This is a genomic window from Streptomyces broussonetiae (genome assembly GCF_009796285.1).
Classification (GTDB): domain Bacteria; phylum Actinomycetota; class Actinomycetes; order Streptomycetales; family Streptomycetaceae; genus Streptomyces; species Streptomyces broussonetiae.
Window position 1 is genome coordinate 6,842,143 of record NZ_CP047020.1, and the last position, 21,293, is coordinate 6,863,435.

The 21,293-nt window shown below is 71.7% G+C and carries 17 protein-coding genes; 15 read left to right on the top strand and 2 right to left on the bottom strand.

What is annotated here, in order from left to right; genetic code table 11:
* Window positions 1–193: 193 nt before the first annotated feature.
* From GQF42_RS31590 to GQF42_RS31640, 11 genes are all read left to right on the top strand, one after another.
* Entirely contained in the window at window positions 194–4,027 is a 3,834-nt protein-coding gene (locus GQF42_RS31590) for a non-ribosomal peptide synthetase family protein (RefSeq protein WP_158925542.1), read from the top strand.
* Between the two features lie 36 nt (window positions 4,028–4,063).
* Window positions 4,064–4,297: a tautomerase PptA gene (gene pptA, locus GQF42_RS31595; protein WP_158925545.1), complete on the top strand. Its 234-nt coding sequence runs from the start codon at window positions 4,064–4,066 to the stop codon at window positions 4,295–4,297.
* A gap of 80 nt (window positions 4,298–4,377) precedes the next feature.
* On the top strand, window positions 4,378–5,124 hold the full coding sequence (locus tag GQF42_RS31600) for a maleate cis-trans isomerase family protein (protein ID WP_158925547.1): 747 nt from the start codon (window positions 4,378–4,380) through the stop codon (window positions 5,122–5,124).
* Window positions 5,125–5,158: 34 nt separating this feature from the next.
* Window positions 5,159–6,382: an MFS transporter gene (locus GQF42_RS31605; RefSeq protein ID WP_158925549.1), complete on the top strand. Its 1,224-nt coding sequence runs from the start codon at window positions 5,159–5,161 to the stop codon at window positions 6,380–6,382.
* 78 nt (window positions 6,383–6,460) lie between these two features.
* Window positions 6,461–7,039 (top strand): TetR/AcrR family transcriptional regulator, encoded by a 579-nt coding sequence (locus GQF42_RS31610; protein WP_158925551.1) that lies wholly within the window; start codon window positions 6,461–6,463, stop codon window positions 7,037–7,039.
* 120 nt (window positions 7,040–7,159) lie between these two features.
* Window positions 7,160–8,368: a Cmx/CmrA family chloramphenicol efflux MFS transporter gene (locus GQF42_RS31615; protein ID WP_158925553.1), complete on the top strand. Its 1,209-nt coding sequence runs from the start codon at window positions 7,160–7,162 to the stop codon at window positions 8,366–8,368.
* A gap of 141 nt (window positions 8,369–8,509) precedes the next feature.
* Window positions 8,510–9,394 (top strand): NAD(P)-dependent oxidoreductase, encoded by an 885-nt coding sequence (locus GQF42_RS31620; RefSeq protein ID WP_158925555.1) that lies wholly within the window; start codon window positions 8,510–8,512, stop codon window positions 9,392–9,394.
* A 134-nt stretch (window positions 9,395–9,528) separates the two neighbouring features.
* Window positions 9,529–11,064, top strand: coding sequence for an FAD-dependent monooxygenase (locus tag GQF42_RS31625; protein WP_158925557.1), 1,536 nt, complete (start codon window positions 9,529–9,531; stop codon window positions 11,062–11,064).
* Window positions 11,065–11,154: 90 nt separating this feature from the next.
* The gene (locus GQF42_RS31630) at window positions 11,155–12,813 is read left to right on the top strand and encodes an FAD-dependent oxidoreductase (RefSeq protein ID WP_158925559.1); all 1,659 of its coding nucleotides are present in this window, start codon (window positions 11,155–11,157) and stop codon (window positions 12,811–12,813) included.
* A gap of 68 nt (window positions 12,814–12,881) precedes the next feature.
* Entirely contained in the window at window positions 12,882–14,408 is a 1,527-nt protein-coding gene (gene miaB, locus GQF42_RS31635) for a tRNA (N6-isopentenyl adenosine(37)-C2)-methylthiotransferase MiaB (protein ID WP_158925561.1), read from the top strand.
* 81 nt (window positions 14,409–14,489) lie between these two features.
* Entirely contained in the window at window positions 14,490–15,203 is a 714-nt protein-coding gene (locus tag GQF42_RS31640; RefSeq protein WP_158925563.1) for a class III extradiol dioxygenase subunit B-like domain-containing protein, read from the top strand.
* Between the two features lie 180 nt (window positions 15,204–15,383).
* On the opposite strand, the gene GQF42_RS31645 is transcribed toward GQF42_RS31640, so the two are convergent.
* Both GQF42_RS31645 and GQF42_RS31650 read right to left on the bottom strand, forming a co-directional pair.
* Entirely contained in the window at window positions 15,384–15,668 is a 285-nt protein-coding gene (locus tag GQF42_RS31645) for an antitoxin (RefSeq protein ID WP_158925565.1), read from the bottom strand.
* Between the two features lie 24 nt (window positions 15,669–15,692).
* Window positions 15,693–15,983 (bottom strand): hypothetical protein, encoded by a 291-nt coding sequence (locus GQF42_RS31650; protein ID WP_199272866.1) that lies wholly within the window; start codon window positions 15,981–15,983, stop codon window positions 15,693–15,695.
* Between the two features lie 183 nt (window positions 15,984–16,166).
* Here GQF42_RS31650 and miaA point away from each other — a divergent pair, with 183 nt between their 5' ends.
* The 4 genes from miaA (at window position 16,167) to GQF42_RS31670 (ending at window position 21,248) form a co-directional block, all read left to right on the top strand.
* Window positions 16,167–17,105, top strand: coding sequence for a tRNA (adenosine(37)-N6)-dimethylallyltransferase MiaA (gene miaA, locus GQF42_RS31655; protein WP_158925567.1), 939 nt, complete (start codon window positions 16,167–16,169; stop codon window positions 17,103–17,105).
* A gap of 107 nt (window positions 17,106–17,212) precedes the next feature.
* Entirely contained in the window at window positions 17,213–17,800 is a 588-nt protein-coding gene (locus tag GQF42_RS31660) for a hypothetical protein (protein ID WP_158930803.1), read from the top strand.
* A gap of 57 nt (window positions 17,801–17,857) precedes the next feature.
* Window positions 17,858–18,727, top strand: a complete 870-nt coding sequence (gene dapF, locus GQF42_RS31665) for a diaminopimelate epimerase (RefSeq protein WP_158925569.1) — start codon at window positions 17,858–17,860, stop codon at window positions 18,725–18,727.
* 283 nt (window positions 18,728–19,010) lie between these two features.
* Window positions 19,011–21,248 carry a RelA/SpoT family protein gene (locus GQF42_RS31670; protein WP_158925571.1) on the top strand — a complete coding sequence of 746 codons (2,238 nt, stop codon included), beginning with the start codon at window positions 19,011–19,013 and terminating at the stop codon, window positions 21,246–21,248.
* The last annotated feature ends 45 nt before the right edge of the window (window positions 21,249–21,293 follow it).

Consider the following 21,293-nt stretch of genomic DNA (forward strand, 5'->3'; position numbering starts at 1 on the left):
CTAGGGGTTTGACAGGGTTGCTCGCCGAATTGTTAGATCAAGTCAGACGGGCTGGCCCACCGGAAATCCAGCCGTCTGTGCATCTCTCTTCTCATTCCGGTATCCAGCCGTTACCCGTCAGATTCCGATTCGCCGAGTGGCCTTCGTGCGCCCCGAGACCCGGGAACGCACACGCATGTTCATGGGGGATGACATGACCACCGCACCGATCGCACCGTCCGCCCCGCGCATACACGACATCCGTCCGATCGCCTGCCTTCCGGGACTGCTGGACCAGCAGGCGGACGCCCGCCCCGACGCCGTCGCGGTCGTTCACGACGAGGAGCGGCTCACCTACCGGGAGCTGAGGCAGACCTCCCGCGAACTGGCGGCCTTCCTGCACGATCTCGGTGTCGCGACCGACGACTGCGTCGGCCTGTACGTCGAACCGTCCCTTGACCTGATGACGGGTGTCTGGGGCGTCCTGGCGGCCGGGGCCGCCTATCTGCCGCTGTCCCCGGAGTACCCGGAGGACCGGCTGCGGTACATGATCGAGGACAGCCGCACCCGGATCATCCTGACCCAGCCCCATCTGAAGGCCCGGTTGACCGGACTCGCACCGCGGGACGTCCGCGTCGTCACCCTGGACGACGCCCGGGGCCACAGCGGCGCCGTCCCCCCGGGTCCCCGTCCCGACTCCCTCGCCTACGTCATCTACACCTCCGGCAGCACGGGCCGGCCCAAGGGTGTGATGATCGAGCACCGCAGCATCATGTCCCAGATGCGCTGGATGCACCTGTGCGGCCATCTGGACGCCGGTGTCACCGTGCTGCAGAAGACGCCCATGAGCTTCGACGCCGCCCAGTGGGAGATCCTGGCTCCGGCCGCGGGCGCCCGGGTCGTGGTGGGCGCGCCCGGTGTCTACCGTGACCCCGAGGCCCTGATCGAGACCGTCCTCGCCCACGAGGTGACCACGCTCCAGTGCGTGCCGACCCTGCTCCAGGCGCTGCTGGACACCGACAGGCTGACCGCCTGCACCTCGCTGAGGAAGGTGTTCTCGGGCGGCGAGGCGCTCTCCCGGCAGCTCGCCCGTGCCCTCGGCGCGGCCCTGCCGTGGGCGAACCTGGTCAACCTCTACGGCCCCACCGAGTGCACCATCAACGCCACCGCGTACCTGGTCGACCCGGACGCCCTCGAGGAGGGCGCGGGCGCGGTACCGATCGGCGTGCCCGTCGACAACACGCAGTGCTTCATCCTCGACGAGCAGCTCGCTCCCGTGGACATCGGTGAGCCGGGCGAGCTGTACATCGGCGGTGTCCAGCTCGCGCGCGGATATCTGCACCGGCCGGAGCAGACCCGAGAGCGCTTCGTGCCCTCGCCGTTCGTGCCGACCGAGCGGCTGTACCGGACCGGGGACCTCGCGTACTGGAACCCCGACGGCACGATCCACTTCACCGGCCGCGCCGACAACCAGGTCAAGCTGCGCGGCTACCGGGTCGAGCTGGACGAGATCGCCCTGGCGATCGAGGAACACACCTGGGTACGGCGGGCCGCCGCGGTCGTCACCGACGACGCGCGCACCGGCTTCCAGAACCTGGTCGCCTGCGTCGAGCTGAACCCCAAGGAAGCAGCCCTGATGGACCAGGGCAACCACGGCGCGCACCACCAGTCCAAGTCCAGCCGGCTCCAGGTGCGCACGCAGCTGTCCAACCCCGGCATCCGGTCCGCCGACGAGCTGCGCGGCCTACCGGTGCTGGAACTGCCGGGCCGGCAGGAGTCCGAGCGGCAGCGCCGGGAGGTCTTCGCCCGCAAGACCTACCGCTTCTACGAGGGCGGCCCGGTCACCCGTGACGACCTGCGCGCGCTGCTCGCACCGCGTCCGGCCGGCGCCCTGTCCCGCCGGCCCGCCGACCTGACGTACGGTGAACTCGGCGTCCTGCTTCGCTGGTTCGGCCAGTACCACAGCGAGGAACGGCTGCTGCCGAAGTACGCCTACGCCTCGCCGGGCGCGCTCTACGCGACGCAGCTGTACCTGGAGACCGGCGGTATCGACGGCCTGGACGCCGGTGTGTACTACTACCACCCGGCCGACCACACCCTGGTGCGGATCGCGGATGCCGCGGACGCCGCCACCGGTGCGCTGCTGGTGCACTTCACCGGCCGCAAGCAGGCCATCGAGCCCGTCTACAAGAACAACATCCAGGAAGTCCTGGAGTTCGAGACCGGCCATATGCTGGGCGTCTTCGAGGAGATGCTGCCGGAGTACGGCCTCGCCATCCGCCCGCTGGCCCACACTCCGGCCGTCCGGGACCGGCTGGCGGTGGCCGACGAGGACTACTACCTGGGCACGTTCGAGATCCGCGGCCACGACGGCACCCCCGACCCGGACCCCACCGAGATCTTCGTCCAGGCCCACGCCGGCCGTGTCGAGGGCCTGCCGCAGGGCCAGTACCGCTGGCGGGACGGCGACTTCGAGCGAATATCCGACGAACTCGTCCTGCCCAAGCACGTGATCGCCATCAACCAGCAGGTCTACGAGCGCGCCTCCTTCGGCATCACCGCGGTCAGCCGCACGGGCGAGGCGTGGCTGGAGTACGTCTGCCTCGGCGCCAAGCTGCACCACCTGCAGCGCAACGGACTCTCGCTGGGCTTCATGTCCTCCGGCTACAGCTCCAAGACCGGGCATCCGCTGCCGGCCGCACGGCGCGTGGACGACATCCTCGCCTCCCGCGGGATCGCCACGTCGGCCTCGTACTTCTTCCTCGGCGGCAAGGTCGGCGACGACCAGATGCGCAGCGAGGGCATGTACGAGGACAGCGTGCACATGAAGGGCCCGGCCGAGATCATCAAGGACGAGCTGGCCCAGATCCTGCCCGACTACATGATCCCGGGCCGGGTGCTGGTGCTGAACGAACTGCCGCTGACCGCGAACGGCAAGGTCGACGTCAAGGCCCTCGCCGCCTCGGAGGCCGTGCTGTCCGCCGAGAGCGACACCCCTTACGTCGCTCCCGCCACCCGGCACGAGCGGTGGCTGGCCGAGGCCTGGGGCAAGGCGCTCAAGTACGAGAACGTGTCGGTGGAGGACAGCTTCTTCGCCGCCGGCGGCAACTCGCTGACGGCGGTGGCCCTGGTCAACCGCATCAACCGCGAGTTCGGCACCGGTCTGCCGCTCCAGGTCCTCTTCGAGACGCCCAGGCTGGCCGACCTCGCGGCGCGGATCGCGAAGGACTCCGACGCGCCGGTGTCCCGGCTGGTGCCGCTGGTCGCCGAGGGTGAGGGCCGCCCGGTGTTCTGCTGGCCCGGCCTCGGCGGCTATCCGATGAACCTGCGCCTGCTGGCGCACGAGACCGACCTCGGGCGGCCGTTCTACGGAGTGCAGGCCCACGGCATCAACCCGGGCGAGACGCCCTACTCCACCGTCCGCGAGATGGCCGCCGCCGACGTGGCCGAGATCCGGCGCCGCCAGCCGGAGGGCCCGTACACGCTGTGGGGCTACTCCTTCGGCGCCCGGGTGGCCTTCGAGACGGCCTGGCAGCTGGAGCAGCTCGGCGAGCGCGTGGAGAACCTGCTGCTGATCTGCCCCGGCAACCCCCAGGTGCGCGCCGCCGACGCCGACCGCTTCGGCCGCGAGGCCAGTTACGCCAACCCGGCCTATGTGACCATCCTCTTCTCGGTGTTCACCGGCTCCATCAGCGGCCCCGAGCTGGACGAGTGCCTCGCGACGGTGCGCGACGAGTCCGCGTTCGTGTCCTTCGTGTGCGGGCTGCTCCCGGCCCTGGACGAGGAGCTGGTCCGGCGGATCACCCGCATCGTGGGGGAGACCTACGAGTTCGAGTACAGCTTCCGCGAGCTGGCCGAGCGCCGGCTGAACACGCCGGTGACGATCTTCAAGGCCACCGGCGACGACTACTCGTTCATCGAGGGCAGCACCGGCTACTCCGCCGCCCCCGCCACCGTGGTCGGCCTCGACGGCGACCACTACGGAGTGCTGAAGGCGCACGGCGTGGCCGAGCTGGTCTCGGCCATCCAGGCCCGCCTCGCCCGCTGAACGCCCCCGCGCATCCCACCACTTCGAGGAGCACCCGTGCCGCACGTCCACATCAAGCACTTCCCCAAGGACCTCACCGACGAGCAGAGGCAGCGCCTGGCCGAGGCCGTCACGACCGTCGTCGTGGAGCACTTCGGCACCTACGAGGGGGCCGTCTCGATCGCCCTGGAGCCGGTCGCCCCCGAGGCCTGGGAGACCCGCGTGACCGTCCCGGACGTCCAGGGCAAGGCGGAGCTGCTGATCAAGGAACCGCACTACCGGACGGCGTGACCGCCGGTCCCACAACCCCCTGCACGACCCCGCCCGTTCACCGCGGGCGGGGGTCCCGCCACCCTCACAAGGAGCACCAGATGACCGATCTCCTCGGCCCGCGCCTGAAAGTCGGCGTCGTCGTCCCGTCGACCAACACCTCCGCACAGCCCGAGATGGATGCGCTCAGGCCCGTGGGCGTGACCAACCACACCGGCCGGATGGTGATCAACGACGACTCCATGACCGACGAGCCCGGCTTCGACCACGTGATGCACAGCATCAGGAACTCCACCCACCCCGCCATCGAGAGCGTCGTCAGCTGTGACCCCGACGTCGTGATCATCGGTGTCTCGCCGGAGAGCTACTGGGACGGCCCGGGCTCCCACGCCCGGGTGCTGGAGTCGATGCGGTCGGCGGCCGGCGGCCGTCCGGTCACCATGAGCCCGGACGCCATCAAGGCCGCGCTGACCGCCTACGGGGCCCGCCGGATCGGGGTCATCACCCCCTACCTGCCCCTCGGCGACGACTCCGTGAGCCGCTTCTTCAAGGACAGCGGATACGACGTCGTCGGCATCCAGGGTCTCGGCATGCCCAGCCCCGCGAAGATCTCCCACGTCACCGAGGAGCAACTGCGCGACGCGGTACGGGAGGTGGACGGCCCGGACGTGGAGGCGATCGTCCAGGTCGGCACCAACGTGCCCATGGTGCGCTTCGCGACCGCCGCCGAGGCCTGGACCGGAAAGCCCGTCATCTCCAACAACGCGGTCCTGTACTGGCACGCCCTGCGCAGCAGCGGCATCGAGGACCAGGTGCACGGCTTCGGCTCCCTGCTGGCCCGGCACTAGCCATCGCACGCGACGACCAAGGGGGAGATTCTCCGTGACCAGTGCTGGCAGCACTGAAGCAACTGTCCTGAACCCGGACCGGGTTCGGGCCGAGGAACGACTGCCCGTGTGGCGCCTGCTGGCCTTCACCACGGCCGGCTTCCTCGCCATCATGACCGAGACGATGCCCGCGGGTCTGCTGCCGCAGATCGGTGACGGCCTCAATGTGTCGGAGGCCCTCGCGGGCCAGCTCGTCACGCTCTACGCCATCGGCTCGACCGTGGCCGCGATCCCCGTCATCGCCGCCACGCGCAGCATGCGCAGGAGGCCGCTGCTGCTGTACGCGGTGGGCGGTCTGTTCGTCTTCAACACCGTGACGGCGCTGTCGGACAGCTATCCGCTGACGCTGGTCGCCCGGTTCGTGGCCGGTATGGCGTCCGGCGTGATCTGGGGCCTGCTCGCGGGATACGCCCGGCGCCTGGTCCCGGCCGCGCTCCAGGGGCGGGCGCTCGCCGTGGTCGGCGTGGGACAGCCCATCGCCCTGACCTTCGGTGTGCCCCTCGGCACCTGGCTGGGGTCGCTGTTCGACTGGCGCGGGGTCTTCTGGATCATGTCGGCGGTGGCGCTCGCGCTGATGGTCTGGGTACGTGCGCTGGTCCCCGACCAGCCCGGCCAGCAGGCGGAACAACGGCTGCCGATCCGGGCGATCTTCACCACGCCGGGTGTGCGGCCGGTACTGGCAGTGGTCTTCTTCTGGATCCTCGCGCACAACATCCTCTACACGTACATCGCGCCGTTCCTCGACAAGGCGGGACTCGGCGGCCGCGTGGACCTCGCGCTGCTCGTCTTCGGCGCCTCGGCGATCGTGGGTATCTGGGCCACCGGACTGCTGGTGGACCGGCGGCTGCGTGCGGTGACGCTGGTGAGCCTCGCGGTCTTCGCGGCGGCGGCCCTGGTGCTCGGCATCGGGCACTCCTCGCAGGTCGCCGTCTTCCTGGGGATCGTCGCCTGGGGCCTGACCTTCGGCGGCGCGCCCACGCTCCTGCAGACGGCGATCGCCGACGCCGCCGGCGAGGGGGCGGACGTGGCCCAGTCGATGCTGGTCACCATCTTCAACCTGGCGGTCGCCGGTGGCGGCCTGGTGGGCGGTGTGCTGCTGGGCGCGGCGGGGGCGACCTCCTTCCCGTGGGTCCTGCTGGCCCTGGCGCTGATCGCCCTCGTGGTGGTCCAGACGGCCCGCCGGCACGGCTTCACGCCGGGCGGACGGGTGACCTCGTGAGCCCGGGCAAGTAGGCCCCGGGCAATTAGACCCGGCAAGTATTTGACTGATCGTTCCATAATCTGCCATGCTCCTTGTATGGCACGGCCGAAGGAATTCGATCCCGATCACGTCCTCGACGCCGCGATGGACGCCTTCTGGAGCAAGGGCTACGCGGCGACCTCGGCCCAGGACCTCGTGGACAGCACGGGGCTGGGCCGGGGGAGCCTGTACAACGCGTTCTCCAGCAAGCACCGCCTCTTCCAGGAGGCGCTCAGGCGGTACGAGGACAAGTGGACGACCCGCCAGGAGGCGGTGCTGGACGGGCCGGGTGACATCCGGGAGCGGATCCGTCAGGTGCTGATGACGGTGGTCGAGGAGGAGTCCCTGCGGACTCCGGGCCCCCGCGGCTGCCTGGCGGTCAACGCCGCCGTCGAACTGGCCGGCCTCGACCCCGAGGTCACCGCCCAGGTGCGCCACATCTTCGAACGCGTGGAGCGGGCGCTGTACACGGCTCTCGCCCGGGCGCGGCGGGACGGCGAGATCGGTCCCGACAAGGATCCCCGGGCCCTGGCCCTGTTCGTCCTCAACTCCCTGTACGGCCTGCGGGTGCTGGGCAAGACGGCCGACCGCGCCGCGCTCACCGGCATCGTCGACACCACACTTTCGACGCTGTGAGTCCGGCGCCGTTGCGGTGATGCGGCGCGGGGGAAGCAGAGGTCCGGCCGTCCGCCGGCCCGGTTCCGCATGCCCTGATTTTTTAACGTACGTTCCAATTCGAGCGATCGAGGAGACGCCATGCCCATCGCGGTCTATGTCCTCGGCTTGACCGTGTTCTGCATCGGGACGACCGAGTTCATGATTTCCGGACTGCTGCCGGACCTGGCGGGCGATCTGTCGGTGTCGATCCCCGCTGTCGGCTGGCTGATCTCCGGCTACGCGCTCGGTGTGGTGGTCGGCGGACCCGCCGTGACGCTGGCCACGCTCCGGGTCAACCGCAAGACCTCCCTGCTCGGCCTGCTCGCCCTGTTCGTCGCCGGTCAGACGGTCTGCGCCCTGGCGCCGAGCTATGACGTCCTCATGTCCGGACGGGTCGTCGCCGCCCTGGCCCAGGGCGCCTTCTTCGGCATCGGATCCGTGGTGGCCGTGGACCTCGCCGGTCCCGAACGCCGCGGCAGGGCCCTGGCCATCATGTTCGCCGGGCTGACCGTGGCCAACGTGGTCGGCGTACCGGCGGGCACCTTCCTCAGCCAGCACGCCGGCTGGCGCGTCAGCTTCTGGGCCGTCGACGCGCTCGCGGTAGTGGGCCTGCTCGGCGTCGCGGTACTCGTCCCGCGCCGTCCCACCGCGCCGTACGTCGGCATCGGCGCCGAGTTCCGCGCGTTCCGCAACCCCCGTGTCTGGGTCGCCCTGAGCACCTCCATGCTCACCCAGGCCGCCGTCTTCTGCTGCTTCAGCTATCTGTCACCGCTGTTCACCGACGTCACCGGCTTCTCCGAGGACGTGGTGCCGCTGCTGCTGGCCCTGTTCGGCGCCGGCTGCTTCCTGGGCAGCGTCGTCGGCGGCCGCTTCGCCGACCGGTATCTGCTGCCCAACCTGTACACGGGCATCACCGCCATGGGTGTCGTCCTCGTGCTGATTCCGCTCGCCGCCCACCACAAGGCCGTCACGGTGGTCGCGATCGCCGCCTTCGGTGTGGCGGCCTTCTCCATCAACCCGGCCCTCCAGGCCCAGGTGATGCGTGAGGCCGGGGACGCGCCGACGCTGGCCACCACGACCAACACCTCGGCGTTCAACCTCGGCAACACGATCGGACCCTGGATCGGCGGCAGCGTCATCGACGCCGGGTTCGGCTTCACCGCGCCCTCCCGCGCCGCCGCCCTGCTCGCGGCGGCCGGACTGGTCGCGGCCGTGACCTCCGGGCTGCTGCGCCGCCGGGCGGACCTCGCCGAGAGCGGCGTGCGGCAGCGGCAGGAGGACGCGGCCCAGCCGTCCACGGTCGCCTGACCCCCGCCCTCACGCCCCTTCTCACGCCCCGTTCCCGCCGACCCCCCACCCCCTTCGTTTCCTTCATCCCTTTCACTCCTTCTTCACCCCCTTCTTCACCCCCTTCTTCACCCCCTTCGTTCACTGAGGAGAGAATTCGTCATGGTGGAATCCGTACCGTCGCAGCCGACCGTCGCCGTCCTCGGCACCGGCATCATCGGTGCCCCGGTCGCCCGCAACCTGGCCCGGGCCGGCTTCCCGGTACGCGCCTGGAACCGCACCCGGGCCAAGGCCGAGGCGCTGGCCGCCGACGGCGTCCAGGTCGCGGACACGCCCGCGGAAGCGGTGGCCGGCGCCGCGATCGTGCTGACGGTCCTCAAGGACGGCCCCGCCGTCCTCGACGCCGTCAAGGCGGCGGCCCGCGGCCTGGCCGAGGGGACCGTCTGGGTGCAGCTGAGCACCGTGGGCGACGCCGTGGACGAACTGGCCGCCTTCGCGGGCGGCCACGGCCTCGTCTTCGTGGACGCCCCGGTCCAGGGCACCCGACAGCCCGCCGAACAGGGCCAGTTGATCGTCATGGCGGCCGGCGTCCCGGCAGTGCGGAACACCGTGCAGCCGGTCTTCGACACCATCGGCAAGCGCACGCTGTGGGTGGCCGAGGACGGCGGCACCGGCGCGGCCAGCCGGCTCAAGCTCGTCCTCAACACCTGGGTGGTCGCGCTCACCCACGGCGTCGGCGAGGCTCTGGCCCTCGCCAAGGGGCTCGGCGTGGACCCCCGGCACTTCGTCGACGTGGTCACCGGCGGTCCGATGGACAACGGCTACTTCCAGGGCAAGTCCGCCGCCGTGCTGAACGGCGACTACACCACCGCCTTCTCGGTCGACAACGCCGAGAAGGACGCACGCCTGGTACTCGACGCCGCCCGGCGCGCAGGCGTCCGGATGGACACCGTGGAGGCGGGCCGCGCCCGCTTCGCCCGCGCCTCCGAACTCGGCCACGGCGACAAGGACATGGCGGCCGGCTACTTCGCGAGCTTCGACAAGTAGCGGTCCACGGGCCGGGCGCGCTCGCCGCGCCCGGCCCCGCCGTGCCGTAGACCGCCGTACCGCTCTCCCGCGCCGCACACCGCTGAGCCGTGCCGTCAAGCGCTGTGCCGGGCCTGTGTCCAGGAGCCGAGTCCATGAATCCCCACGAGCGGACCACCGTCCTCATAGCCGGCGGCGGTCCCGTCGGCATGCTGCTCGCCGCCGAACTCGCCCAGCAGCGCATCGACACGATCGTGATCGAGCAGCACCCCGAGCCGCCCGACGTGCCGCGCGCCGGCACCCTGCACGCCCGCAGCGTGCAGTCCCTGCTGCGCCGCGGCTATCTGCACACCGCGTTCCACGGCAGTCTGACGACCTGTCACACCGTCGGTTTCCACTTCGGCGGCCAGCCGGGCCTGGAGATCTCCGCGCCGACCGCCGAGGGCGTCCCGATCCTCAACCGCCCCCAGCAGGAACTGGAGCAGGTCTTCGAGACCCGCGCCCGCGCCCTCGGCGCGGACGTCAGGCGCGGACTGCGCTTCGAGCGGCTCCGGCCGCGGGGCGACGCGGTACAGGCCGAGGTCGCCGGTCCGGACGGACGGTACGTGGTGGAGGCCGCGTACGTCGTCGGATGCGACGGCGCGCGCAGCACCGTCCGCGAGGAGGCGGGCATCGAGAGCACCACGACACCCCCGACGTTCAGCGCCCTGATCGGCCGGGTACGGCTGCTCGAACCGCACCGCGTCCCACCCGGCTGGACCCACGGCCGGGACGGCTGGACGCTGCTCAACGTCAACCCGCACGGCCACAGCCGCGTGATCACCCACGACTTCCGCCGGCCGCTGCCGTCCCGGCGCGCCCCCGCGCACCTGGACGAGCTGCGCCGCACCACGGAGCACATCCTCGGCCGGCCCGTCCCGATGGACCGGCCCACGTATCTCTCCCGGTTCAGCGACTTCACCCGGCTCGCCGACACCTACCGCAGCGGCCGGATCCTGCTCGCAGGCGACGCGGCGCACGTCCACGCCCCGCTCGGCGGCCAGGGCCTCAACACCGGTCTGCAGGACGCCTTCAACCTCGGCTGGAAGCTCGCCCTGGTGGCCAGGGCGGACGCCCCGCCCGCGCTGCTGGACACCTACACCCGCGAGCGGCTGCCCGTCGCCGCCAAGGTCATCGCCAACACCCGCACCCAGGCCTCGCTGATGCGGCCCGGACCGGAGTACGACCCGCTGCGCTCCCGCACCCGCGAGCTGCTGCGGCAGCCGCGGGTGGGCCGTGAGGTCGCCGACGAGATCAGCGGCCAGTCCGTCGCGTACACCCGGGACGCCGAGTCGGCGTTCGAGGGCCGCTTCCTGCCCAACCACCGCTTCCGCACCGACGTGGGACCGCGCACCACCGCGGAACTCCTCACCGACGGTTTCCCGCTCCTGCTGCTCACCCCGCGCGCCGACCCGGCCCTGGCCGAGGCCGCCGCGGGCTGGTCCGACCGCCTGCTGGTGGTGCGGGCCGACGGCGAGGAGCCGCTCGGCTGGGACGCGTTGGTCTGCCGGCCGGACGGCTACACCGCGTGGGCCGCGCCAGCGTCCGACGCCGTGCCGCAGGCGCTCGCCGCCGCACTGACCCGGTGGTTCGGCCCGGCCCGGACCCCGGTGCCCGCCTTCCCGTACCTGGGCGCGCCGACGGCGCCGTAAGCCGCCCGCGCCCCGTCGCATGCACACCCACTCCACTCCACTGCACCTCACCGCCACCGCAGCACGTCCACGAAGGGGGAAGTCCGACCCATGAGCGTGATCGACCGCCGGTCCCTGCTCGCCCGTACCGGCGCCGTCGCCGGGGGTGCCCTGGCCACCACGGCGCTCGCACAGAGCACCGCCACTGCCGCTCCGACCGGGTACCCGGCGGGCGACACGATACGTCCCGACGACCCGCGCTTCCCGCTCCTGACCACGGGCAACAACCAGCGGTTCGTGGCCTCGCCCGAGTACGTGCGGATGATCCGCTCGACCGCGGACGCGGAACGCGCGGTGCGCGAGGCCGTGACCACCGGCAAGCGCATCTCGGTCCGCTCCGGCGGCCACTGCTTCGCGGACCTGGTCTGCAACCCGGACGTCGAGGTCGTCCTCGACCTGTCGGAGATGACCGAGGTCGGCTACGACGAGAGGTTCCGGGCCTTCACGGTGCAGCCGGGCATCCGGCTGCTGAACCTGTACGAGACCCTGTACAAGGGCTGGGGCGTCACCATCCCCGGCGGCATGTGCTACAGCGTCGGCGCGGGCGGCCACGTCGCCGGGGGTGGATACGGGCTGCTGTCCCGGGCCCACGGCCTGGTCGTCGACCACCTGTACGCCGTCGAGGTCGTCGTGGTGGACGCGGACCGCACCGTGCGCACCGTCGTCGCGACCCGCGAGGACGACGACCCGAACCGCGATCTGTGGTGGGCCCACACCGGAGGGGGCGGCGGCACGTTCGGGCTGGTGACCCGCTACTGGTTCCGCTCCCCGGACGCCACCGGCACCGAACCCTCCCGCCAGCTGGTCCGGCCGCCGTCCACCGTCCTGGTCAGTGCCCTGTCCTTCCCGTGGCAGGACCTCGACGAGCGTCGCTTCGCACGGCTGCTGAAGAACTTCGGCGCCTGGCACGAGCACAACAGCGCACCGGACTCGCCGGGGACGGCGATCAGCACCGTCTTCAACGTCTGCCACCAGGCGCACGGCACGCTGGACATGTTCACGCAGGTCGACGCCGGCGCACCGAACGCCGAGCGGCTGCTCGACGACTACCTCACGGCACTCACGGCAGGCACCGGCCTGACGGCCACGGCGCTGACGAAGGGCTCCGGTGACCTGGCCGCGATGCCCCACCTGGCCGCCCCGCGCCGTATGCCCTGGCTGAACGCCACCAAGCTCGTCGGCACCAACAACCCGACGATCACCCATCCCGGCCTGCGCGGCGCGCACAAGTCCGCCTACCTGCGCCGGAACTTCACCGACCACCACACGGACGTCCTCTACCGGCACCTGACCTCGCCCCAGTACGCCAACCCGGACACGATGGTCGTCCTCTTCTCCTTCGGCGGCCGGGTGAACGCCGTCGCCCAGGACGCCACCGCGAACTCCCAGCGCCGCTCGGTGTTCAAGATGCTCTTCCAGACGTTCTGGGCCGACGCCTCGGGCGATGCGGCCGGCCTCGGCTGGGCCCGCGGTGTCTACGAGGAGTTCCTGCACGACGCCGGGGGCGCCCCGGTACCGGGCGACCAGTACGAGGGCTGCTACATCAACTACCCGGACACCGACCTGAAGGACCCCGCCCGCAACCGCTCCGGCGTCTCCTGGCAGACCCTGTACTACCAGGACAACCTGGCTCGCCTGCGCCGCGTCAAGCACGCCTACGACCCGACCGGCTGCTTCCACCACTCCCTGTCGGTCACCCCGGCGGCCTGACGCCCGCCGGCGGCCTGCCGGAGCACCTCGCGGGCGGAGGCTCTCCGGGAACCGCCTACCCTTGAAGCATGACCAGCAGCAGTGACCGGAGCCTCGAAGTGGACGTTCAGGGACCCAAGACCTACGAAGTTCGCACTTACGGGTGCCAGATGAACGTCCACGATTCCGAGCGGTTGTCCGGCCTGCTCGAAGAGGCCGGGTACGTGCGTGCCCCCGAGGGCTCCGACGGCGACGCGGACGTCGTGGTCTTCAACACATGTGCCGTGCGGGAGAACGCAGACAACCGCCTGTACGGCAATCTCGGCCGCCTCGCGCCCAAGAAGGTCTCGCGGCCGGGCATGCAGATCGCGGTCGGCGGCTGTCTGGCGCAGAAGGACCAGGACACCATCGTGAAGAAGGCGCCCTGGGTGGACGTCGTCTTCGGCACGCACAACATCGGCAAGCTGCCGGTCCTGCTGGAGCGCGCACGGGTGCAGGAGGAGGCGCAGGTCGAGATCGCCGAGTCCCTCGAGGCGTTCCCGTCCACGCTGCCGACCCGGCGCGAGAGCGCGTACGCGGCCTGGGTGTCGATCTCCGTCGGCTGCAACAACACCTGTACGTTCTGTATCGTCCCGGCCCTGCGCGGCAAGGAGAAGGACCGCCGCACCGGCGACATCCTCGCCGAGATCGAGGCGCTGGTCGGCGAGGGCGTCTCCGAGATCACGCTGCTCGGCCAGAACGTCAACGCCTACGGCTCCGACATCGGTGACCGCGAGGCCTTCAGCAAGCTGCTGCGCGCCTGCGGGACGATCGAGGGCCTGGAGCGCGTCCGCTTCACCTCCCCCCACCCCCGTGACTTCACCGACGACGTGATCGCGGCCATGGCCGAGACCCCGAACGTGATGCCGCAGCTGCACATGCCGCTGCAGTCCGGCTCGGACACGGTCCTCAAGGCGATGCGCCGCTCCTACCGGCAGGAGCGCTACCTCGGGATCATCGAGAAGGTGCGGGCCGCGATCCCGCACGCGGCGATCACGACCGACATCATCGTGGGCTTCCCCGGCGAGACCGAGGAGGACTTCGAGCAGACGCTGCACGTCGTCCGTGAGGCCCGCTTCGCGCAGGCGTTCACCTTCCAGTACTCCAAGCGGCCCGGCACTCCGGCCGCGACCATGGACGACCAGATCCCCAAGGAGGTCGTCCAGGCGCGCTACGAGCGTCTCGTCGCCCTGCAGGAGGAGATCTCCTGGGAGGAGAACAAGAAGCAGGTCGGCCGCACCATGGAGCTGATGGTCGCCGAGGGCGAGGGCCGCAAGGACGGCGCCACCCACCGCCTGTCCGGCCGCGCGCCCGACAACCGACTGGTGCACTTCACCAAGCCGGACGCGCAGGTCCGCCCCGGCGACGTGGTCACGGTCGAGATCACCTACGCCGCCCCGCACCACCTCCTGGCCGAGGGCCCCGTCCTCGCCACGCGCCGCACGCGCGCGGGCGACGCCTGGGAGAAGCGCAACGCCGCCGAGGCGGCCAAGCCGGCGGGCGTGATGCTGGGCCTGCCGAAGATCGGCGTGCCGGAGCCGCTGCCGGTCGTGGCGAGTGGGTGCGGCTGCGACTGAGGTCCCGCCATGGACGGGCCGAGGAGCGACCCGGAGCGACTCGGAGCGACTCGGCCCGCGTACGGCGTTACTCTGCCGCTCATGCTTGTCGCCGCCGCAGTCTGTCCCTGCCCTCCGCTGCTGGTCCCCGAGGTCGCCGCGGGTGCCGCACCCGAGATGGACGCCGCGCGCTCGGCCTGCGCCGACGCCCTCGGTGTGCTCGCCGCCGCCCGCCCGGACCTCCTGGTGGTCGTCGGACCCGCCGGGCGGAGCGGGCGCGGAACGTTTCCGCAGGGCAGCCCGGGATCCTTCCGCGGGTTCGGGGCCGGCGTCGATGTACACCTGGGCCCTGTCGGGGATGCCGTTCCCGGGCGCGAGCTGCCGTCGTCGCTGGCCGTCGGCGCCTGGCTGCTCGAGCGGACCGGCTGGGCGGACGCCCCGATCGAGGGACTCGGCGTCGGCGAATCCCTCGAGCCCGCGCGGTGCGTCGACGCCGGCCGGCAGATCGGCGCCCGGGCCGGACGGGTCGCGCTGCTGGTGATGGGGGACGCCAGTGCCTGCCGCACGCTCAAGGCGCCGGGCTACCTGGACGAGCGGGCGGCGCCCTTCGACGCAGAGGTCGCGCGGGCGCTCGGTGCCGCGGACGTGGCGGCCGTGAAGGCGCTGGACCCCGGACTGGCACACGAACTGAAGGCGTCCGGCCGTGCCCCCTGGCAGCTCCTGGCCGGCGCCGCCGAGGGCGCGGACCTCAGCGGCACGCTGCTGTACGAGGACGCGCCCTACGGCGTGGGATACGTGGTCGCCGCCTGGTCCTAGCGGACCCGGCCCCGCGCGACCTCGGCGCACGGCAGCACGACAGGCGCGCGCACGGCGCACGGCACGAAAGGGCACGCAGACGGCGGACGGCCGTGGCGCGGGTGCGCTGCACGGCCGTCCGACGACCACCATGGCCGTGCGGAGAGCCCGGAACGGCTCAGGGAGCGAGCCCTGAGCCGTTCAGGAGGCCGAGGGCGGCTCCTGCGGGCCGGTGGGCGTCGCCGGGTCGGTGCCGGCCGTCTCAGGGCCGGTTCCCTCCTTGTGCGCGAGGCGGTCCATCGCCTCCTTGGCCTTGCCCGTGCCCGCCTGAATCTTGTCGCTGTACTTGCCCTTGGTCCGCTCGTCGACGGCCTTCGCGGCCTTGTCGATGCCGTGCTGGACCTTGTCCCCGTGCTGCCGCGCGAGGTCCGACACCTTGTCCTTGGCCGGGCCGAGCTTGGCCTTCATGTTGTCCAACAGACCCATGGTCCACCTTCCCTCGCGGGACAGTTACCTGCGTGCGCCCTCGCCGGCCGCGCTGTCGGCAGCCTCCTCGGCGGACTGCTGCTTGGGGATGCCGGAACCCTCGGACGCGTCGTCCGCGCCGACGTCCGACCGGGCCGCCACCTCCTCGCGCCCGTCCCCGGCCGCACCCTTCGCCTCCGCCGGAGCGGCCTCCTCAGCCGCCGGCTCCGTTGCCTCCGCCTCGGCACCCTCCGGCTCCGTGCCGTTCTGTGCCTCGGCGGCCGACGCCTCAGCAGTCGCCTTCGACCTGCTGAAGATTCGAGCAAACACGCCCATATCCACTCCATACGGTACTCGTGCGGGGGAATTCCCGCGTCACCCGGTGCGTATGGTTGCGCCAGCCGGGTCACCACCTACGGTTAGGCCGGACGGCGCAACCTCGCACGGGCAACGACGCGGGATCCCGCCCGTCACGTAACTCGTTCGAGACCTCACCGGGAGGTTTGCGAAACTGGTGCGGTGAGCAGTGCACTCCCCACCCCCCGCGTCATCGCCGTTGTCGGCCCCACCGCGGCCGGAAAGTCCGATCTCGGCGTCTTCCTGGCCCACCAACTCGGCGGCGAGGTCGTCAACGCCGACTCCATGCAGCTGTACCGAGGGATGGACATCGGCACCGCCAAGCTGACGCCCGAGGAACGCGGCGGGATCCCGCACCACCTGCTGGACATCTGGGACGTGCAGGTCACCGCCTCCGTCGCCGAGTACCAGCGGCTCGCCCGCGCCCGGATCGACGCCCTGCTGGCCGAGGGTCGCTGGCCGATCCTGGTCGGCGGCTCCGGCCTTTACGTCCGCGGGGCCGTCGACAATCTGGAGTTCCCCGGCACCGACCCCGAGGTCCGCGCCCGCCTGGAGGAGGAGCTGGCCCTGCGCGGCTCGGGCGCGCTGCACGCCCGGCTGGCCGCCGCCGACCCCGAGGCCGGCCGCGCGATCCTGCCCAGCAACGGCCGCCGTATCGTCCGGGCGCTGGAGGTGATCGAGATCACCGGCCGGCCCTTCACCGCGAACCTGCCCGGTCACGACTCGGTCTACGACACCGTCCAGATCGGCGTCGACGTGGCCCGCCCGGAGCTGGACGAGCGCATCGCGCACCGCGTCGACCGGATGTGGGAGGCCGGCCTCGTGGACGAGGTGCGCGCACTGGAGGCGCAGGGCCTGCGCGAGGGGCGCACGGCGTCGCGGGCGCTGGGCTACCAGCAGGTGCTCGCGGCGCTCGCCGGGGAGTGCACCGATGCGGAGGCCAGGGCCGAGACCGTCCGTGCGACCAAGCGCTTCGCGCGCCGTCAGGATTCGTGGTTCAGGCGCGATCCCCGGGTGCACTGGTTGAGTGGGGCCGCGGTGGACCGCGGGGAACTTCCGCACCAGGCCCTGGCGTTGGTCGAACGACCGGTTACAGCCTGATCACGTGATGGCATCGGGATGCGCCGCCGGTCATCGAGGCCTTCGGCGCCGTGCCATCATCGAGCTTCGATCGACCAAGTGGAGCCTAGTTGGGAGGGCGCGTGGCGATGGAGGCCGGCCCTCGCGACACCGCACACGGTGCCGAGCACGTCACCGCCCATGGCGGTGAGCGGGCTCCGGCCGGGCACCGTCCGACCGAGGGCGGACCGGCCGACGACCGCCGGGAAACGGACCGCCCGAGCGACGACCGGCTGAACGGTCTGGCCGAGGGCCGCCTGGCCGACGACGGTCCCGACGAGTCGCCGGACGGTGTGACCGCCGACGGCCCGGCACCCGAGGAGATGTACGGGGGCGGCCCGGAGGTCGAGGTCGAGCTGCGCCCGCAGCGCCGGCTGCGCATCTGGCAGCTCGCGCCCATCGTGGGACTGTCCGCGGTCGGCTCCCTGATGTTCGCCTTCCCGCTCGCCTTCGACTTCGGCGACAGCGGTGCCGTCATCGCCATGCTCGGCCTGCTGATCTGCTCCTGCGCCGCGGGCTGGGGCATGATGGCCGCCCGCCGGGTGGGCCACACCTGGCCGGGCCTGCCCCCGCGCGGCTCCGGCCGCAGGGTCGACTGGCGGGTCGTCCTCGCGTACGTCCTGCTGGTGGCCGTCGTGGTGGTCCTGGCGGTGTGGCGGGTGGCCCGGCTGCGCTAGGGCCCGCGGGTCACGGCCGACGCGGGGAGTGTCGTACCCACCCCGTACGATCGAAGAATGAGCACGCGGATCGCCTTCCTCAAGGGTCACGGCACCGAGAACGACTTCGTGATCGTCCCGGACCCCGAGAACGCCCTCGACCTGACCCCGGCAGCCGTCACCGCCCTGTGCGACCGCCGGGCCGGCGTCGGCGGTGACGGGGTGCTGCACGTGGTGCGCTCGGCCGCGCACCCGGAGGCGAGGGCGATGGCCGCCGAGGCCGAGTGGTTCATGGACTACCGCAACGCCGACGGCTCGGTGGCCGAGATGTGCGGCAACGGCGTCCGTGTGTTCGCGCGCTATCTCCAGCACGCCGGACATGTGGCCGAAGGTGACTTCGCGATCGCCACGCGCGCGGGCGTACGTCAGGTCCACCTCGCCAAGGACGGCGACGTCACGGTCGGCATGGGCCGGGCCCGCCTCCCCGAGGGGGAGGTCACGGTGACCGTCGGCGAGCGCAGCTGGCCCGCGCGCAACGTGAACATGGGCAATCCGCACGCGGTGGCCTTCGTCGAAGACCTCGGGCACGCGGGCCGACTGTTCGACCCGCCGCCGGTCAGCCCGGCGGCGGCCTACCCGGACGGTGTGAATGTCGAGTTCGTCGTCGACCGCGGCCCCCGCCACGTCGCCATGCGCGTGCACGAGCGCGGCTCCGGCGAGACCCGCTCGTGCGGCACTGGCACGTGTGCCGTCGCCGTGGCCGCCGCCCGGCGCGACGGAGTCGACCCGGCCGTCACCGGCACCCCGGCCACGTACACCGTGGACGTGCCGGGGGGCCGTCTCGTCATCACCGAGCGGCCCGACGGCGAGATCGAGATGACCGGACCCGCTGTGATCGTCGCCGAGGGCGAGATCGATGGTGAATGGCTGGAAAACGCCGTCAGTTGACGCGGCGTAACCATGCGATGAACGCCGGTTGGTGCCCGGATCTGCGGTTTCCGGTGGCCGGGGGGCGTTCGGCACGACGGCCGAGCCCAGGGCGCGTGGCGCAAACCTAAACCTTGTTTCCGTAGCTCGAATGGGTGATCCGTTTCACGCTCGGCGAGAGGCGGTCGGTCGCGCGTGGTGGGCTCGGTAGCATCAAGCACCGGCACGGACGGGGGAACGTCGCCATCCCTGAGCCGCGTACGCCCTGGAGCCCCGTCCGCCGGTCCACGAGCCGGAGGTGCCCATGAGTGCGGAGGCCACGAACCCTGCGACCCCTGGCCCGGTAGCGCCCACAGCGCCCACAGTGGCCGCGGCGGCCACCGCCCCCGCGGTGCCCCGGGCGGACCGCAGGAAGTCCCGGCCCCGGATCGACCTGCGCAGACTCGGCCGGGCCGCACTGCTCGGCCCGGCCGTCCGCGGCAAACTGCCCGACGCCATCGGCCATGTCGTGGAGGCACACCGCGCCCACCACCCCGACGCGGACCTCGACCCGCTGCGTCGCGCCTACGTACTCGCGGAGTCCTCGCACCGCGGCCAGATGCGCAAGAGCGGCGAGCCGTACATCACCCACCCGCTCGCCGTGACCCTGATCCTCGCGGAACTCGGCGCGGAGACCACGACATTGACCGCCTCCCTGCTCCACGACACCGTCGAGGACACCGATGTGACACTGGGCCAGGTGCGTGAGCAGTTCGGCGAGGAGGTGCGCTATCTGGTCGACGGTGTGACGAAGCTCGAGAAGGTCGACTACGGTGCCGCCGCCGAGCCCGAGACCTTCCGCAAGATGCTCGTGGCCACCGGCAGCGACGTCCGCGTGATGTCGATCAAACTCGCCGACCGGCTGCACAACATGCGCACGCTCGGCGTGATGCGCCCGGAGAAACAGGCGCGGATCGCCAAGGTCACCCGCGACGTCCTCATCCCGCTCGCCGAGCGTCTCGGCGTCCAGGCACTGAAGACCGAACTGGAGGACCTGGTCTTCGCCATCCTCCACCCCGAGGAGTACGAGCACACCCGCGAACTCATCGCAGAGAACGCCGCCCGCCCCGACGACCCGCTCGCCGAGGTCGCCGACGAGATGCGCGGGGTGCTGCGCGAGGCCGGCATCCAGGCCGAAGTCCTCATCCGCCCCCGGCACTTCGTCTCCGTCCACCGGGTGGCCCGCAAACGCGGCCGGCTGCGCGGCAGCGACTTCGGCCGCCTGCTCGTGCTCGTGAACGAGGACGCCGACTGTTACGGCGTCCTCGGTGAACTGCACACCTGTATGACGCCGGTCGTCTCGGAGTTCAAGGACTTCATCGCCGTACCCAAGTTCAACCTGTACCAGTCGCTGCACACCGCCGTCGCCCGGCCGGACGGCCAGGTCGTCGAAGTCCTCATCCGCACCCACCAGATGCACAAGGTCGCCGAGGCCGGCGTCGTCGCCCTCGGCAATCCGTACGCCCCCGCCTCCGACGCTCCGGCCCCCGACGTCCCGGGCGACGGCGAGCGCGCCGACCCCACCCGCCCCGGCTGGCTCTCCCGCCTCCTCGACTGGCAGCAGGCCGCCCCCGACCCCGACACCTTCTGGTCCACCCTGCGTGAGGATCTCGCCCAGGACCGGGAGATCACCGTCTTCCGCCCCGACGGCGGCACCCTCGGCCTGCCCGAGGGCGCCACCTGCGTGGACGCCGCCTACGCCCAGTACGGCGAGGACGCCCACGCCTGCATCGGCGCCCGCGTCAACGGCCGCCTGGCGACCCTCAGCACCGTCCTGAAGGACGGCGACACCGTCCAGCTCCTCATGGGCCAGGACCCGGCCTCCGAGCCCTCCCGGGAATGGCTGGAGCACGCGCACACCCCGGCCGCCCGCATCGCCATCCAGCGCTGGCTGGCCACACACCCCGGTGGCGGCACCGGGACCGAGGAGGGGACCGAGTCCCGCCCCGTACCGGCCGACGGCACCGCCCAGACGCGCCCCGCGGACGGCGTCCCCGAGGACGGCACCACCCAGGAGAGCACAGCCCGGCAGAGCACAGCCCGTCCTCGGGGCGCGGACGTCCTCGCGGACCGGCCCGGGGCCACCGTACGGCTGGCCGGCTGCTGCACGCCCGTACCACCGGACGAGATCACCGGCTTCGCCGTGCGCGGGGGAGTCGTGACCGTGCATCGCGTCGAGTGCGCCACGGTGACGCACATGAAGGGCAGGGGCCGTGCGGAGATCGGCGTGCGCTGGGGGGACACCACCGACATCCGGGTCACGCTGGTCGCTGAATCGTTCGGCCGACCCCATCTGCTCGCCGACCTCACCGAGGCGATCTCCTCGACCGGCGTCGACATCGTCTCGGCGACCGTGGAACCGCCCAGCCAGCAGCGCGTACGGCACACATACACGCTCCAGCTCCCCGACGCCGCCCACCTGCCGACCCTGATGCGCGCCATGCGGGACGTGCCCGGCGTCTACGACGTGGCCCGCGCCACGCACCAGGCCCCCGCCTCCTGAGACTCCTACGGCTCCGAGGGTGCCCGTGGCCGAGGCGCAGCGACG